This window comes from Trichocoleus desertorum ATA4-8-CV12 (genome assembly GCA_019358975.1).
GTDB lineage: Bacteria > Cyanobacteriota > Cyanobacteriia > FACHB-46 > FACHB-46 > Trichocoleus > Trichocoleus desertorum_A.
In genome coordinates this window covers 28,536-44,717 of the sequence record JAHHIL010000011.1, presented here as the reverse complement: position 1 = coordinate 44,717, position 16,182 = coordinate 28,536, and the positions used below count along the sequence as shown (strand labels likewise).

At 48.8% G+C, this 16,182-nt stretch carries 12 protein-coding genes; 6 read left to right on the top strand and 6 right to left on the bottom strand.

Annotated elements, in window-relative coordinates; genetic code table 11:
• Positions 1 to 203: 203 nt before the first annotated feature.
• The 4 genes from rpsL to KME12_11155 form a co-directional block, all read right to left on the bottom strand.
• Positions 204 to 587, bottom strand: a complete 384-nt coding sequence (rpsL, locus tag KME12_11170; protein MBW4488338.1) for a 30S ribosomal protein S12 — start codon at positions 585 to 587, stop codon at positions 204 to 206.
• A gap of 207 nt (positions 588 to 794) precedes the next feature.
• On the bottom strand, positions 795 to 1,121 hold the full coding sequence (locus tag KME12_11165) for an iron-sulfur cluster assembly accessory protein (protein ID MBW4488337.1): 327 nt from the start codon (positions 1,119 to 1,121) through the stop codon (positions 795 to 797).
• Between the two features lie 122 nt (positions 1,122 to 1,243).
• Positions 1,244 to 1,780: a phosphomannose isomerase type II C-terminal cupin domain gene (locus KME12_11160; protein MBW4488336.1), complete on the bottom strand. Its 537-nt coding sequence runs from the start codon at positions 1,778 to 1,780 to the stop codon at positions 1,244 to 1,246.
• Positions 1,781 to 1,908: 128 nt separating this feature from the next.
• On the bottom strand, positions 1,909 to 3,894 hold the full coding sequence (locus KME12_11155) for a phosphodiester glycosidase family protein (protein ID MBW4488335.1): 1,986 nt from the start codon (positions 3,892 to 3,894) through the stop codon (positions 1,909 to 1,911).
• Positions 3,895 to 4,682: 788 nt separating this feature from the next.
• Here KME12_11155 and gltB point away from each other — a divergent pair.
• The 5 genes from gltB (at position 4,683) to KME12_11130 (ending at position 11,557) form a co-directional block, all read left to right on the top strand.
• Entirely contained in the window at positions 4,683 to 9,377 is a 4,695-nt protein-coding gene (gene gltB / locus KME12_11150; GenBank protein ID MBW4488334.1) for a glutamate synthase large subunit, read from the top strand.
• Positions 9,378 to 9,569: 192 nt separating this feature from the next.
• Positions 9,570 to 9,797: a type II toxin-antitoxin system Phd/YefM family antitoxin gene (locus KME12_11145; GenBank protein MBW4488333.1), complete on the top strand. Its 228-nt coding sequence runs from the start codon at positions 9,570 to 9,572 to the stop codon at positions 9,795 to 9,797.
• Positions 9,794 to 10,180 carry a type II toxin-antitoxin system VapC family toxin gene (locus tag KME12_11140; protein MBW4488332.1) on the top strand — a complete coding sequence of 129 codons (387 nt, stop codon included), beginning with the start codon at positions 9,794 to 9,796 and terminating at the stop codon, positions 10,178 to 10,180. The genes KME12_11145 and KME12_11140 overlap by 4 nt, the downstream gene beginning before the upstream one ends.
• Before the next feature lie 83 nt (positions 10,181 to 10,263).
• Positions 10,264 to 10,929 carry a hypothetical protein gene (locus tag KME12_11135; GenBank protein MBW4488331.1) on the top strand — a complete coding sequence of 222 codons (666 nt, stop codon included), beginning with the start codon at positions 10,264 to 10,266 and terminating at the stop codon, positions 10,927 to 10,929.
• A gap of 64 nt (positions 10,930 to 10,993) precedes the next feature.
• On the top strand, positions 10,994 to 11,557 hold the full coding sequence (locus KME12_11130) for a Uma2 family endonuclease (protein MBW4488330.1): 564 nt from the start codon (positions 10,994 to 10,996) through the stop codon (positions 11,555 to 11,557).
• 127 nt (positions 11,558 to 11,684) lie between these two features.
• On the opposite strand, the gene KME12_11125 is transcribed toward KME12_11130, so the two are convergent.
• Positions 11,685 to 13,295, bottom strand: a complete 1,611-nt coding sequence (locus KME12_11125; GenBank protein ID MBW4488329.1) for a bifunctional pantoate--beta-alanine ligase/(d)CMP kinase — start codon at positions 13,293 to 13,295, stop codon at positions 11,685 to 11,687.
• A gap of 69 nt (positions 13,296 to 13,364) precedes the next feature.
• Positions 13,365 to 14,543 (bottom strand): septal ring lytic transglycosylase RlpA family protein, encoded by a 1,179-nt coding sequence (locus KME12_11120; protein ID MBW4488328.1) that lies wholly within the window; start codon positions 14,541 to 14,543, stop codon positions 13,365 to 13,367.
• 421 nt (positions 14,544 to 14,964) lie between these two features.
• Here KME12_11120 and purM point away from each other — a divergent pair, with 421 nt between their 5' ends.
• A complete protein-coding gene (purM, locus tag KME12_11115; GenBank protein ID MBW4488327.1) occupies positions 14,965 to 15,993 on the top strand; it encodes a phosphoribosylformylglycinamidine cyclo-ligase in 1,029 nt (342 codons plus the stop codon).
• The last annotated feature ends 189 nt before the right edge of the window (positions 15,994 to 16,182 follow it).

The window sequence follows — 16,182 nt, the reverse complement described above, 5'->3', positions numbered from 1 at the left end:
TGCGGAATTTATTTCAGTCAAAAGCGCTTAGGTCAAGCAAGAAGCAATACGACCATTGTATAGAATTGGCCAAACCAAAAGACCGAGATACTTCTCAAGCTTCTCTAGAGAGCTATATGGGATAGCCTAGCCTTCTAAGGCTGACAACTTAACCAATAATTGCTTCTTAAACGTCAACCTAATACCAGTGGCAAATCTAAGACCTACTTTTTCTTGGCAGTGGCACGCTTGGTACCGTACTTGGATCGACCTTGACGGCGGTCTTTGACTCCAGCGGTATCTAAGGTTCCACGGATGATGTGGTATCTCACACCAGGTAAGTCTTTAACCCGACCACCCCGGATCATGACCACAGAGTGTTCTTGCAAGTTGTGACCAATACCTGGAATATAAGCTGTCACCTCAAAACCAGAGGTGAGGCGAACCCTTGCGACTTTACGCAGGGCAGAGTTTGGCTTCTTAGGAGTAGTTGTGTAAACTCTTGTGCAAACGCCACGACGCTGAGGGCAACTCTTCAGAGCCGGGGATTTGGTTTTCTTCTGAACTTTCTGACGTTCGCTACGAATGAGTTGCTGGATAGTGGGCATGAGTAATGGCGTACGCGGCCTTTCGCTACTTCAACAAACAACAAATTCTAATCTTACCGAGATGATAGAGTCAATGTCAATTTTTTGGTGAGCAACCTCACATCTTGGAGACTCAGGCTTAAGTCAGTCACTTGCTGAGTCCTTACTGTATGCCAGTTATGGCTAGCCCTCAGGGAGACGTTTGTTAATTAAGACAAATTGTGAAGCTTAGCTAATTGAGAAGGAGTTACCACAACCACAGCTTTGAGTCGCGTTGGGGTTGTGAAAGCGAAATCCTCCGCCCATGAGGTCTTCTGAGTAATCTAAGCTTAAGCCATTTAAGAAGGTTAGGCTGGGACGGGCGATCGCAACTTGAATGCCATTGCAGTTATACAGCTCGTCATCAGGTCCAATGGCATCATCAAATTCTAGTGTGTAAGACATGCCAGAACAGCCACTGGGCTGCACTCCGAGGCGAAATATGGCGTTGGATTTGTGACACTTTTGCTTGAGTCGCAAAACTTCGTTAATGGCGGCTTGGCTGAGCTGAAGCATTTCTCACCAATTTTTTCAGTAACTGCTTTAAAAAATCTACAGCGCTAATAGTATCCTACTAGCGCTGCCAGCTTACTCAAGTTATTCAAGTGAGTTTGCCACTCAACTTGCCACTTAGATTTTTAGTTGCTACTCACTTTTGCAGCAGTACGGGCGTAATCATCTTGGAAGCGCACAATATCATCTTCTCCCAGGTACTCTCCGTTCTGGACTTCAATCAGAACGAGTGGAATGACTCCAGGGTTCTCTAAACGGTGGCTAGTACATTGTGGTACATAGGTGGACTGATTGCTGCACAAAACCAGGTCTTGGCCATCACAAGTGACTTTGGCGGTGCCAGAAACCACAATCCAGTGCTCACTACGATGATGATGCATTTGCAAGCTTAGGCGATGCCCTGGCTTGACCTCAATTCGCTTGATTTTGTAGCCTCGGCCCTCTTCTAGGATTGTGAAAGAACCCCAAGGGCGCAGTTCTGTGGCAGCGACTCCTTTGGTAGGACTTGGGGAGGATGTGGGGAAGGTAGATGCTTGGGGGGCTTCTTGAAGCTGGGCCACGATTTCTCTCCTAAATAACTGCTGCAAAGGATGGTTTGAAGAAGATTGAGAGGTGAGTCTCCCAATTTCTCGAAGCCACAAGTTTGGCCTGCAGGCAAACATAGCAAATGTGGCTGGGGTACTGTCACCCATAAGGGAGAAGAACGAGCAAATTCACATCAAGTCTTTATTCACCTCATAGGAGCTTCAAGTCAGCTTTAACTTTATTTGAAAAGGGTAGTTAAAAATGCTTATGGGTTTGGTTGGATAAAGACTCCGATGCCGTTATGCACTCGGGCTGCGGTTTGAGGAGGACGATTGAGGATTTGACCACCTAGATACAAGGTTGTGGAGCTACCACCATCTAGGTTCAGGGCATCGATCGCTCCCATTTGTTGCATCAGTTGAGCTGTCTCGCTCAGGGTAGGGCCAACCCCACCGACTCGATTGTGAACCGTCGCTATCATTAAGGTGCCCTCTCCGTTGGTGCCAATTACACTACGGACAGCCCGTTCCTGAATAAAGGCATCGCTAAACTTTTCTGCTTTAGCGTCTAGGACGATTTGCCGATTCTGCACGAGTAGCGGACCAGCACCCATAATCTGGGAATAACGAGCAAAATCAGTGGGTAGAGTTTCGCTCTCTAACTGAACCACGGTGTTATTGGGTAAAGCAGTAGCAGCGTTCCGGTTAGCTCGAAAGGTGAGTAGATAGCCGTCAGCGGGGATCGCAAAGGCACCTTTACCTGCTCCTTCAGATGGCTGTTGGCCTATCACTTGGTTGTTGCGAACGGTGACAATGATTTCGTTGTCAGTCAGTGGCGTGTAAGTGTTTCCCCAAAGTGAGTTGTAGCGAGCAATTCCTGCTTGCACGTAGCCACTATTGACCGACAAGACGGGTAGCTGTTGTCCTGTTGATGTGCTAAGCGTTTCTTGAAGTGTGAGGCGATCGATTTTTACCTCTCCTGCTTCATTCCAGGCGATCGCCCCCCGGTTGAGAATGGGGCTGGATACCCAACTGCTGTTTTGTCGAATTGCACCCAGTGGCAACTGATTTTTGCGATTAAAAAAGCCACCATTGATAGCCGCAGCGACTTGCCAACGCTGAGCGGTTTGTACGAGGGGAGCAATCCCCATAAGGGAACTGGGGTCGCTCCAAATTGGCCCCAATTTTAATCCGGGCTGGCGTAAGTTCACTGAGAGCCAAACCACTGGGAAGCGGGAACTACCAAGCGTGAGAAATTGCTGTTGCCAATGTAATCCCGGAGCCCACAAGATATTTCGTTCTACCATAGCGTCGGGTCTGAGATCGATGATGAGCCGATTGGGCTGAGGTAAAGTCGAAAATTGCGGTTGCAAACCCGCAGGAATCTCAAGTCGCAATGCTAGCTTGTTTTGAACGGCTTCCAGTTTTAGAGGAATACCTGGTGGAGGTGCCGTTACCTGGGGTGTCGCTATCTGAGGGCGAGTGGGACGAGGCGGGGGAGTGCTGGATGTGGGTCGGACAGAGGCGGGCTTAAAACGCTGGAGTAAGGCTGGATCAGCGGTTGCGTTTAGCGTCACGCTCAGAGTCTGACCTTGCAGATCGACTTGCCAAGGCGTGGGGCGATCTAGATCAATCACGATGCGATTGCCCCAAGTTTGACGACCTTGCCGAATGGAGGTCAATTTGGATGGAGGAGCGGTAACGAGCAGCGTGCTACCCGACGGTCTTACTTGCCAACCAGCCTGAGCTGCTAGCTCTGTAATATCTAAGTAGCGATATTGCTGACTATGGCGAACAGCCAAGTTGAGGGGGTTGGAGGTGGGGCTAGAGAACCACTGCACAGGTTGCTGGAGGGAATCATTTGTATTTAGCAAATCCACTCCAGTCGTGCGAAGTAGCCCTGTGTCACTAATTCCTGTACGAATTTGATTGTTACTAGGGGCAGATTGCCATTGGCTCCAAGCCACAGGCCAGGTTTGCCCATTTAGCGAGATTTGTGTTCCCTGCTGCAATAACCGAGGAGAGGGAGAGACAGTTGAGCTGCTGGGCGATCGCGGAGTGGCAGGAGCGGGCTGGTTCGATTGCGCGATCGCGGCGGGTACGGCCCCACTCTCTACTCTGCCTACAAAAGCACTTATTAGGAGGTAGGACAGCGCTAGTAGGGGTGAAAGTACAAATTTGAAAGCAAGATGGGGGTAGCGGGGGGCAGGTTTAGCGAGCAACCGCTGACTGGAGGTTTTAGCGTTAAGCACGATGATTTGAGGAATCCTGAGTTAAACGAGCACTGCCGAGACAAATTCTGACTTTAACGACTGAATTTTAGAGGGCGATCGCGAAGCTTACAGTTTTTTGATCCTTAAATTTTCACTTCTTGATTTTCCGTAAGGATGACTGAGGTCTCACACAAATCAGCAGACACTTGAGTCCCTCTATCAGGAAATAGTGACTTCGTTTTTGGTACCAAGTTTCATAATGAAGATATGGGACTATAAGTCGGCATGAGATTGTTGTGCTTAATACAAGCTCTGCTGTAGTCTTTAAAGTTGCTTGAAAAATAGGGAACCAGCCTGGGCAAGAAAAGGCATGTAGTCTGACAAGCCGTAACGGATACGGTAGAGGTTGGGGATTGTCAGATTCAGATACCTTCTATAATATTTTTACTCCGGCTCCCTATGAAAACCCTTAGCGACGGGGGTGTTAGGTATTGTTTCATGGCACCAGTAACTTGGATTCGCAAGAAGAATTTTACCTGTCACCAGCACAACTTAAGTGGGGCCAAGGGGCTGAATTAAATAGCTTTCGAAGTTTGCCAGCCAGGCTGATGGGAAGCGCAGGTTTGGAGCCAAACCACTAAAGGCAGTGTCTTGACTTACCTCAAGCTCATGAACTGCCGGAGGGTTAAGTACGTTCTTAAATTCAATTGGGTACGGACTTTGCCTTTGCTCGTGGCTTCTATTAATGTGCAGCTTCTTGCTGTAGCACTTACCGCACCCAATCAAACCAGTTTTTAACTCCAGAGGACTTTACACAGCCTTAGCCAATGAACGAAGCGAGCCATCCCATGGATAACGTGAGTGTGAATTTGAACCAGCAATTAAATCAGGGATTAGAAGCAGGCTACTCCGGCCAACGTTGGTTGGTTGAGGAGCGAGATGCTTGTGGCGTTGGTTTCATTGCGGATCTCCAAGGTCGAGCTACCCACTCTTTAGTGGCTAAGGCGTTGTCAGCTCTGGAGTGTTTAGAACATCGTGGCGGTTGTAGTGCCGACCAAGATTCTGGGGATGGAGCAGGGTTAATGACTGCCATCCCTTGGGAATTGATGCAGCAGTCTCTTACGGAGATGGGAGTGTCAGCTGCTGCACCTGAGCGGACGGGAGTAGGCATGCTCTTTTTGCCTCAAGATCCCTCAGCCGCCGCTAAAGCTCGTCAGATTGTCGAAAAAATTGCTCAAGAAGAGTCTCTAACGCTGTTAGGGTGGCGCTTGGTTCCTGTTCAGCCTGAGGTGTTAGGCGTTCAAGCGAAGGAAAATCAACCTCGAATCGAGCAAGTGTTGGTACAGGCTGAGAGCCTGACTGGGGATGAGCTAGAGCGTAAGCTTTACCTCGTGCGTAAGCGGATTGAGCAGGCAGTTGCGATCGCTCTCCATGAATCTTCTGGCCCTAGCGAGTATGACTCGTTGAGAGATTTTTATGTTTGCTCCTTCTCTAGCCGCACCCTTATTTACAAGGGAATGGTGCGATCGGCAGTTCTGGGAGATTTTTACACCGACCTGAAGCAGCCTGCTTACCAAAGTGTGTTTGCGGTGTATCACCGTCGCTTTAGCACCAATACCTTGCCTAAGTGGCCACTGGCGCAACCGATGCGCTTCTTGGGTCACAACGGTGAAATCAATACCTTGCTCGGCAACATTAACTGGATGGTGGCACGGGAAGCAGATTTGGCTCATGCGACTTGGGGCGATCGCCTGCAAGACCTTAAGCCTGTAGTCAACCCAGATAACAGTGACTCTGCGACGCTGGACAACGTCATGGAATTGCTGGTGCAATCGGGACGCAGCCCGGCGGCAGCTTTGATGATCATGGTGCCAGAGGCTTACAAGAATCAGCCAGATTTGGCTAACTATCCGGAAATTGTTGGTTTCTACGAGTACTACAGCGGCATTCAAGAACCTTGGGATGGCCCAGCACTGCTAGTCTTCAGTGATGGCAAGAAAGTAGGTGCGACGCTAGACCGTAACGGTTTACGTCCCGCTCGCTATAGCATCACCAAAGATGGTTTTGTAGTGGTGGCTTCGGAAGCGGGTGTGGTGGATCTGCCAGAAGCAGAGATTGTAGAGAAAGGACGCCTTGGCCCTGGGCAAATGATTTCGGTGGATTTGGGCACTCATGAAGTCCTGAAGAACTGGCAGATTAAGCAACGAGTGGCTCAAGCTCATCCTTATAGCGAGTGGCTCCAGCAAAACCGTCAAAATTTGCAGGCTCAACCCTTTGCAGATACCGCCCAAATGGACGGTCAGATGCTGTTGCGGCACCAAGTGGCCTTTGGCTACAGCTCTGAAGACGTGGAAATGATCATCGAGTCGATGGCGGCTCAAGGGAAAGAACCTACCTTCTCAATGGGTGACGATATTCCACTGGCAGTGCTGTCTGAGAAGCCCCGTCTGCTCTACGATTACTTTAAGCAGCGCTTCGCTCAAGTGACCAACCCCCCGATTGACCCCCTGCGTGAGAGTTTGGTCATGTCTTTGACCATGCAGCTGGGTGAGCGGGGTAACTTGCTGGAAGCCAAGCCAGAGTCGGCTCGCCAGCTGAAGCTAGAATCTCCAGTGCTGAATGAGGTAGAGCTAGAGCAAATCAAGCAGTCTGGGTTTGAAACAGCGTCACTGTCTACCTTGTTTGCCATCTCCGCAGGGCCAGAAGGGTTACAACGAGCGGTAAATGCTCTCTGTCAGCAAGCGGTAGAAGCGGTTCGTGCGGGTAAAAAGGTTCTGGTTTTGAGCGATCGCAACCAGGAAGGTAGTTCACAGCTAACGGCAGAGCACAGCTACATTCCACCTTTGCTAGCAGTGGGTGCAGTCCATCACCACCTGATTCGTCAAGGCTTGCGGATGAAAGCATCCTTGATTGTGGATACAGCCCAATGCTGGAGCACCCATCACTTCGCTTGCTTGATTGGCTATGGAGCCAGTGCGGTCTGCCCTTACCTAGCACTAGAAACTGTGCGTCATTGGTGGTCTGATTCTAAGACTCAAGCCATGATGCAGCGCGGCAAGATCGAGGTTTCTACACTGAATGGTGCTCAGGATAACTTCCGTAAGGCAGTCGAAGCGGGCTTGCTGAAGATTCTTTCCAAGATGGGGATCTCGCTTTTGGCTAGCTACCACGGGGCGCAAATCTTTGAAGCGATTGGGATCGGTTCGGATCTGTTACATCTAGGCTTCTCTGGCACCACCTCCCGGTTGGGTGGCCTCAGTGTCGCGGAGTTAGCCAATGAGGTCATTTCCTTCCATTGCCGCGCTTTCCCCGAACTCACCGCCAAGAAGCCAGAAAACTACGGCTTTGTGCAATACCGTCCGGGTGGTGAATACCACATGAACAACCCGGAAATGGTCAAAACGTTGCATAAAGCGGTAGCCGATAAGAGCTACGACCATTACGACTTGTACCAGCAGCATCTCAGCAACCGTCCGATTACGGCTCTGCGGGATCTGCTCGACTTCAAGAGCGATCGCCCTTCAATTCCTTTAGAGGAAGTGGAGTCTGTCGCTGACATCATGCAACGCTTTTGCACGGGCGGCATGTCCTTGGGCGCACTCTCGCGGGAAGCCCATGAAACGTTGGCGATCGCGATGAACCGAATTGGCGGCAAATCCAACTCTGGTGAAGGCGGCGAAGATCCGGTACGTTACCACCCCCTCAACGATGTGGATGAAAACGGCAACTCGCCTACGTTACCCCACTTAAAAGGGCTGAGAAATGGAGACACCGCCAGCTCCTCAATTAAACAAGTTGCCTCGGGTCGCTTTGGTGTGACCCCGGAGTACCTCGCCAGTGCTAAGCAGATTGAGATCAAGATGGCTCAAGGGGCGAAGCCTGGGGAAGGGGGTCAACTGCCTGGGAAGAAAGTCAGCCCCTACATCGCGATGTTGCGACGCTCCAAGCCTGGAGTGACCCTGATTTCTCCGCCGCCTCACCATGACATCTACTCAATCGAAGATTTGGCCCAGTTAATCTTTGATCTGCACCAGATTAGCCCCACGGCTCAAGTTTCGGTGAAGCTGGTAGCTGAGATTGGGATTGGTACTGTTGCGGCTGGTGTGGCTAAAGCCAACGCTGACATCATCCAAATTTCGGGTCACGATGGCGGTACAGGCGCTTCTCCCCTCAGCTCAATTAAGCATGCAGGTGGGCCTTGGGAACTCGGTCTGACCGAAGTGCATCGCGTCCTAATGGAAAATCAACTGCGCGATCGGGTGATTCTGCGGGTGGATGGTGGCCTCAAGGCAGGTTGGGATGTGCTAATTGCAGCGCTGATGGGAGCCGAGGAGTTTGGCTTCGGTTCGATCGCGATGATTGCTGAAGGTTGCATCATGGCGCGGATCTGCCACACTAACAACTGTCCCGTGGGTGTCGCGACGCAGCGGGAAGAACTCCGCAAGCGCTTTACTGGCACACCGGAGCATGTAGTCAACTTCTTCTACTTCATCGCAGAAGAAGTGCGATCGCTGTTGGCGAGACTTGGCTATCGCTCTTTGGATGAAGTGATTGGTCGGGCAGATTTGTTGGCAGTACGAGGAGGCGCGAAGCTGACCAAGACACAATCGCTGAACCTGAATTGCTTGACTCAACTGCCTGACACCCGTGAGAACCGAGCTTGGTTGCAACACGAGTCGGTACATAGCAATGGCCCAGTGCTCGATGATCAGTTATTAGCTGATGTTGAGATTCAAGCGGCGATCGCGAATCAGGGTAGCGTGACGAAAGAGGTCATGGTTATCAATACTGACCGGACTGTCGGCACACGCTTGTCTGGGGCGATCGCGAAGAAGTATGGCGATTCTGGATTTGAAGGTCAAATTACCCTCAATTTCAAAGGCAGTGCGGGCCAAAGCTTTGGTGCCTTTAACTTACCGGGTATGACGCTAAACCTGGAAGGCGAAGCGAATGACTATGTGGGTAAGGGCATGCACGGTGGTGAAATTGTGATCAAGTCACCTGCTGCTGCCACTTATGATCCCGCATTAAACGTGATTGTAGGTAACACTTGCCTCTATGGCTCGACGGGTGGCACTCTGTTTGCCAACGGTCAAGCAGGTGAACGCTTTGCAGTGCGGAACTCCAAAGGTCAAGCAGTGATCGAAGGGGCGGGTGACCACTGCTGCGAATACATGACGGGTGGCACTATTGTTGTTCTCGGTCGAGTGGGTCGCAACGTGGGCGCTGGCATGACAGGTGGCTTGGCTTACTTCTTGGATGAAGATGGCAGCTTCCCCACCAAGGTCAACCCCGAAATCGTGAAAGTGCAGCGGGTGATTGCTCCGGTTGGTGAACAACAACTCCGCGACTTAATTGAAGCCCATGCAGAACGGACAGGTAGCCAGAAAGCTAAAGCAATTTTGGCGAACTGGTCAGAGTCTTTATCTAAGTTCTGGCAAGTGGTACCACCTTCTGAAGCAGACAGCCCAGAAGCAAATCCTGATGCTGCAACTGAAAAAGTGTTGAGTTCTGTGCAGTAAAAAAGCGGGCGATTGTTAAGGCGATCGCTCACTAAAATCATTAATTAGGGGTTAGTACTAAAACTAGCCCCTATTTTTTTGTGATATTTTCAGCCTGCATTGGAGCTAGACGCGGGAGCTTAGGAGATCTTAGGCTTTGAGTTGTCTGAGCAGAGGCTATATTCAAGACATCAGTTCTTGTGGGAAACCATGATGCATCAGGTTCACTTGAAAGAAGCTGAAACTCGACTGGCGGAGCTAATTGAAGAAGCCGCATGTGGGGAAGAAGTCGTTATCATCCGTAACGATGGGACATCTTTCAAGATTGTGCCGATTAGCGGAGTCAAAACTACTCCTAAGTTTGGGAGTGCTAAGGGCTTAGTGAAAATGCCGGATGATTTTGACGAGCCGTTGGAGGGCTTTGAGGAATACAGTCCATGAAGTTCCTGCTCGATACGCATACATTCTTATGGTTTATTGAGGGCCATCCAAATCTCAGTGATGTAGCGAGGGATGTGATCGAAGATCCAGGGAACCAAAGATTTTTGAGCATTGCAACTCTTTGGGAGATGTCAATTAAGGTGAGTATTGGCAAACTGGAACTTGGAATTACATTAACAGAGTTAGTTAAGCGTCACGTGTACAGAAATGCCATTGAGTTACTCGAAATACAGCCAGAACATCTAGATGAATTGGCCAAGCTACCTTTTCACCACAAAGATCCTTTTGATCTGCTGATCATTGCTCAGAGTTTGGCAGAGAACCTAGCTGTAGTGACGAAAGACAGTGCTTTTAGAAGTTACCCTGTCACAATCCTGTGGTGAGTTCTGTGATGAGCTAACGAAAATTGTTGCACCAGAACGTTAGGATTTGATATGCAATCACTCATATATTACTTTTTAATGAGATGGAGCAAAAAATTCAGAAGTGGAATAAATGGCTACAGGTGCTTCGACAAGAAATAACCAAACTTATACAGTCAAATTATATTTACGCAGAAACACGAGAAATTGTAATTGCAAACCCAGATATTAATAACTCTAATATCTTCTACGACTGGCTTACAAGGAATTATGTGTGCACAACGCTTATGGGAATTAGAAGGCAGCTAGATGAGCACTCAGATTCTATTTCTCTTGTAAAGTTTTTGCGTGATTTGCAAATTAACAATACATTGCTAACAAGAAAAAGACACCTTACTCTCTACTCAAAAGACATGCAGAGTTTGGGTAATAATATATTTAACAAACTTGCAGGTGAGTCTTCAAATTTGTTCCCTAAAGAGTCTATAGAATTCGATTTGCACCGCCTTGAAAAAATTAAAGACGTTCATTCAAGGCTCATTGATCGAAGAATTGCACATTATGAAAAAATAGCTAAAGTTCCAAGCGATGGAACTTTTCAAGACCTAAATAATGATATTGCGATTTTTGAGGAAATATTTAAAAATTATTTTTTACTGCTTACTGCCAATGATATTGAACTATTGCCAGTTCTTCAGTATGACTGGCTTTTTATTTTTAAGCAGTCTTGGCTTCCTGCTAATAATAAGGAACTGAGCAAAGATGATTAATGCTAAGCCTAGTGTATTGGTTTTCAATAAAAAGTCTATAATTTCCTTCTGTAGATAATTTGCAATGGTACAAACTCCAGCAAAACTGATAACTATAGAGAAGTTTTTGAAGCTGCCAGAAACCAAACCTGCTAGCGAATATATCGACGGGAAAATTATTCAGAAGCCGATGCCGCAGGGTAAGCACAGCACGATTCAGACTGAGTTTTCTACTACTGTTAATTCTGTTTTGAAACCCGGACGGATTGCGCGAGCCTTCTCAGAGTTACGGTGCACATTTGGCGATCGCTCAACTGTTCCAGATGTGTCTGTGTTTACTTGGGAAAGAATTCCTCGTGACGAGAATGGCGAAATTGCCAATACCTTTGCGATCGCCCCAGATTGGACAATTGAAATTCTCTCACCTGATCAAAGCCAAACCAAAGTCACTAAAAATATTCTGCATTGTCTCAATCACGGAACCCAAATGGGTTGGCTGATCGATCCAGACGAGCAAACTGTATTTGTTTATCTTCCCAAGCAGCAACCAGAAGTTTTTGATGAAGCAGAGCAAAAAATTCCAGTTCCCTCTTTTGCTAGTGAGCTGAATTTAAGTGTGGGAAATGTGTTTGGTTGGTTATTGGAATAGCAGCCGTAAACGTAACAATACGACAGATGAAAAAGAGGAGCAACAAATATACATGCCACTCCTCCTAAATTAAGGTTGAATAAAGTTGAATAAATTACTCTGCTAAGCTGATTTTTTGTAGCCAATTTTAAGTATTAGCAGCAGTGGAAACCCGCTCGTGATAGAGTGCCACAATTCGATCGCACACTTCTGAAATAGTTAGACCATCGGTATTAATTTCGATCGCGTCTACTGCTTTTTGAAGTGGTGCTAAAGTGCGGGTGCTGTCCTTGCGATCGCGCTCATAAATCAGCCGTTCTAGTTCATCCAGGCTGATGTCACCCTTGCCTTGATTTTTCAGGTCTTGTTGGCGACGACGGGCGCGTTCTTGCACGGAAGCCGTCAAAAAGATTTTAAGTTCCGCATCAGGGAAAACGTGGGTGCCAATATCACGACCCTCGATCGCAATGCCACCTTTGCGGCCATAACGCTGCTGTTGCTTCACCAGTTCTTTACGGACGGCAGGTTGAGCCGCGATCGCCGAGACATTAGAAGTGACTTCCAGGTCACGAATGGCCTCTGTCACTTCCTGCTGATCAATCCAGACTCTGACTGGTTCTGCTGGAGTTTCTCCTGGTACGAGTTGAATTTCGCACTTACTCACCAGTTCTGCAATCGCGGGTTCATCTTGAATGCCAATCCCCGATTGCAGCACCCGCCAAGTCAAAGCTCGGTACATGGCTCCCGTGTCTAAATAAAGCAGCCCTAACGTCTGAGCAATCTGACGAGTCACCGTCGATTTACCTGCACCCGCAGGGCCATCGATCGCTACGATCGGCTGACGGTCTTGCAAAACTACATTGTCAATCAAGCGAGTTGAACCTAAGCGGGCCGCGATCGCCAGCAATCCTGCTTCGTCAACTTTATCTAAGGGAGCCATCGTCATGGGATGCACTAATTCAATGTATTCAGGTTTGATCGGCACAGTTGCCAATTCTACCTTGACCGCATCAATTAGTGCACTCGTGTCTCTCTCACCCGTTTGAAATTGTTGTTTCGCCCGCTGCAAACTTCGATATATTGCCGCTGCTTGTTCGCGTTCCTGCTCGGAGAGGTACTGGTTGCGAGAGCTGAGAGCCAATCCACTTGCCTCCCGCACCGTCGGACAACCCACAACTTTGACGGGAATATTCAAATCGTGCACGAGCCGCTGAATAATTGCCAGTTGTTGAGCATCTTTGCGGCCAAAATAGGCGCGATCGGGCTGAACGAGTTGTAATAGCTTTGTGACTACCGTGGCCACTCCTTGAAAGTGTCCCAAGCGAGCGCGACCACACAAAGTAGCAGTCATAGACTGGGGAGGTACAACTTGAGTGACTAGTTCTTGCTGATGGGAGTAGGCTGAGCCATACAACTCTTCAGCGGTAGGCGCAAAGATGGCATCAACTCCAGCTTGCTCACATAGATTCTGGTCTGTTTCTAAGGTACGAGGATACTGCTGGAAATCTTCCGTAGGCCCAAACTGCAACGGATTGACAAAGATGCTCACAACGACGAGAGCATTTTCCTGACGAGCCCGCTGGATCAGGCTCAAATGGCCTTGGTGCAAAGCTCCCATAGTTGGCACTAAACCCACAGTTGCCGCAGGTGCCAGAGACGAGGCATCGCTAATAGGCTGTTCTCGTTTCAACGCATATTGCTGAGATCGATGTAGCTCTAGATAGCACCGCAATCCCGCTACCGTTGTAAACAGACGCACCAATCCCCCTAGGTTGATTACCAAAGCTCCGCCTACTAGTTTAGGAATTCATTTCCGGTCTGTGTCAGTTTAATTGCTAGCTGTGACAGTTCTTTGGGTATCCATCACATCAAGACGCACTGGAGCCACACCACTGTGAATCAAACCTAGAACCTGAGCCGCCGCAGCAGAGAGATCAATGACGCGATCGAACGCGTAAGGGCCGCGATCGTTAATGCGTACCACGACCGAGCGGCCATTGTCGAGATTGGTGACTCGCACTTTAGTGCCAAAAGGGAGGTCACGATGGGCTGCTGTGAGAGCATTTTGGTTGAAGATTTCGCCGCTGGCACTGCGATTGCCATTGAAACCAGGGCCATACCAAGACGCCCATCCCTTGACGTGAAACTTGACTGAGCCGACTGCGATCGTTTGCTCTCGCTTAACTGGGCGACCCGAAACTTCTCGCAAAGGAACGGCATTACCCAGCAGGCGTCGTAAGCGGTTGGTGGCTTGGAGCGCATCGTTAGCCAAGTCACGGGTGGTATCTGGCAGGGTAGTGGTGGTATCCAGCGTAACTAAGATATTGCCGTTGGCTTTGATCAAATAGCGATCGCCGGGTGCGCCTGTAGCACTAGGTTTAGCGTCCCAGTTAACAGTAATCTTGTCGGCATCTAACCCATTCCAGCTCATTTGATTAATCTGAGCAGCAACGGCGGTGGCGCGCCATAGGGGATCGTCGGCGTTGTCTAGGGGAGTGTTGTTGAAAGTTGAGGTAGTAGCGATCGCGCCTGTCTTGGTGCCCCCACTCTGTTTGACTGTTTCAGCTTCTACAGATATTGCTTGGCGACTCGCTACTTTGACTGGATTGGCGATCGCTAAACTTTTGTTGTGCTCGTCAGCTTCGTAATCTGCTGGGGTTTTGGTCGTGGCTAAAAAGGTCAAAACAGGAATGTCTCGGACATAAAGCGTTGCAGCTTTGCGACCTGCCACTTCATGGGCTTGAATTTTTGCGATCAGCGTATTTTTGTTTGGGGTTGAAGATTGGCGTTCTCCAACTTTGACTACTTCTGTCGCTTGAGTGGGTTGTGACTGTGCTAGTTTAATCGCAGATTGCTTCTCTGCCTGCTGGTTTAGTAAGGTTGGCTGGCTAGCAGCAGAGCTGTTTTTAGGACTAAGCTCGATCGCTCCAGCGGAACCTGGTAGAGAGGGAGATAAAGCAGCTACCAACAGGGCAACAGTGACACGACTCCGAAATCGTTGATTCATAAATCCATGTAAAGGGCATTGGAAAGCCGAGCTCGATGGTTGCAAATCAGCCGTAAAAAACAGGTTTAATTAAGCGGCGCAACTCGTACTCGTTCCGTGTTTATTTTCTGTCTTGGAACTGCAACAGAGTAACACGAAGTTTTTGCCTTGGGGATCAGGGTGTTACGGAGGCTGTCTAGAATTTTATTAAAACTTTATATTGAAAAAGTAGCTGGAATGCTCTGGAGAAAAGGCTTTCAGTCTTTTAGCTATTTCAGGGTGCTTCATCAAAAATTTACATAAACTTCATGCTAGATGTGAATTATTTTTTGCCCAAATTCGTATCTGGTAAGCGATCGCAGAATTTCATTTCAGCCTGCGATCGCAAGACCAATGGCGAGTAGAATACATCCTGCAACTAGCACGAGAAGTACGTCGTTTCATGGATTATCGAGAAGCTGGGGTTGATGTCGAAGCAGGCCGAGCCTTTGTGCAGCAAATTCGCGGCATGGTCGAGAGTACTTATCGACCGGGTGTACTAGGAAAATTTGGTGGTTTCAGCGGTTTATTTCAAATTCCGGCAGGTTATCATGAGCCGATTTTGGTGTCTGGCACAGATGGGGTTGGCACTAAATTAAAGATTGCTCAGGTGGCAAATCGTCACGATACGGTCGGGATTGACTTGGTGGCGATGTGTGTCAATGATGTGCTGACTTCTGGAGCCGAACCGCTATTTTTTCTGGATTATTTAGCCACAGGGCATTTAGAGCCAGAGCAGTTAGCTCAGGTGGTGTCTGGCGTTAGTGAAGGTTGCCGTCAAGCGGGATGCGCCTTATTGGGAGGAGAAACCGCAGAAATGCCAGGTTTTTACCAGCCAGGAGACTATGATTTGGCAGGCTTTTGTGTCGGTGTGGTGGAGAAAAGCCAACTGCTAGATGGCTCGCAAGTCCAAATTGGGGATGTGGCGATCGGCTTGGCTAGCCAAGGAGTGCACAGCAACGGTTTTAGCTTGGTGCGCAAAATCATTAGCGATCGCGGCTTTAGCTGGGATGACCGTCCGGAACTATTAGGGGGACAAACTTTAGCAGAGGCATTGCTCACCCCGACCCAGATCTATGTCAAACCCGTATTGGCGGCACGACAGGCTGGACTGACAATTCATGGTTTGGCTCACATTACGGGCGGCGGCTTGCCAGAAAATCTCCCCCGATGTTTAGGCGAAGGTCAAGCTGTTTATCTCGACCCCAGCCGTTGGCCTGTTTTACCTGTGTTTCAGTGGTTGGCGACTACTGGAGAAGTCAGCGAGGTCGCCATGTTTAATACGTTCAACATGGGGATTGGCTTGGTAGTGATTGTGCCGCCTGAGCAAGCTGAGCAGACGATCCAGTGGTTTACCTCGCAGAACCTGGCAGCTTATGCGATTGGGGAAGTTGTGACGGGTGCTGGTGAACTAACTGGGTTGCCAGAATAACCGCTGCTGGTAAATTGCACTAAATATATAAAGACAAAATGCGATCGCTCTCTGGTTCAATCACAGGCGATCGCGTTTTTGTTGGTTTAGATATCTCTAACACTCACGTCAGTTGAATCAAGAGATCATGAATCTTGTAGGAGTCTACTTGTAGAGCCAGAGGCGTTTGCTTAAACTGCCCTTAAGCGT

Coding starts and splice junctions, on each gene's coding strand:
- gltB (MBW4488334.1), top strand. CDS start 4,683: ATGAACGAAGCGAGCCATCCCATGGATAACGTGAGTGTGAATTTGAAC.
- KME12_11160 (MBW4488336.1), bottom strand. CDS start 1,780: ATGTTTGCCTGCAGGCCAAACTTGTGGCTTCGAGAAATTGGGAGACTC.
- rpsL (MBW4488338.1), bottom strand. CDS start 587: ATGCCCACTATCCAGCAACTCATTCGTAGCGAACGTCAGAAAGTTCAG.
- KME12_11145 (MBW4488333.1), top strand. CDS start 9,570: ATGCATCAGGTTCACTTGAAAGAAGCTGAAACTCGACTGGCGGAGCTA.
- KME12_11120 (MBW4488328.1), bottom strand. CDS start 14,543: ATGAATCAACGATTTCGGAGTCGTGTCACTGTTGCCCTGTTGGTAGCT.
- KME12_11140 (MBW4488332.1), top strand. CDS start 9,794: ATGAAGTTCCTGCTCGATACGCATACATTCTTATGGTTTATTGAGGGC.
- KME12_11130 (MBW4488330.1), top strand. CDS start 10,994: ATGGTACAAACTCCAGCAAAACTGATAACTATAGAGAAGTTTTTGAAG.
- purM (MBW4488327.1), top strand. CDS start 14,965: ATGGATTATCGAGAAGCTGGGGTTGATGTCGAAGCAGGCCGAGCCTTT.
- KME12_11135 (MBW4488331.1), top strand. CDS start 10,264: ATGGAGCAAAAAATTCAGAAGTGGAATAAATGGCTACAGGTGCTTCGA.
- KME12_11165 (MBW4488337.1), bottom strand. CDS start 1,121: ATGCTTCAGCTCAGCCAAGCCGCCATTAACGAAGTTTTGCGACTCAAG.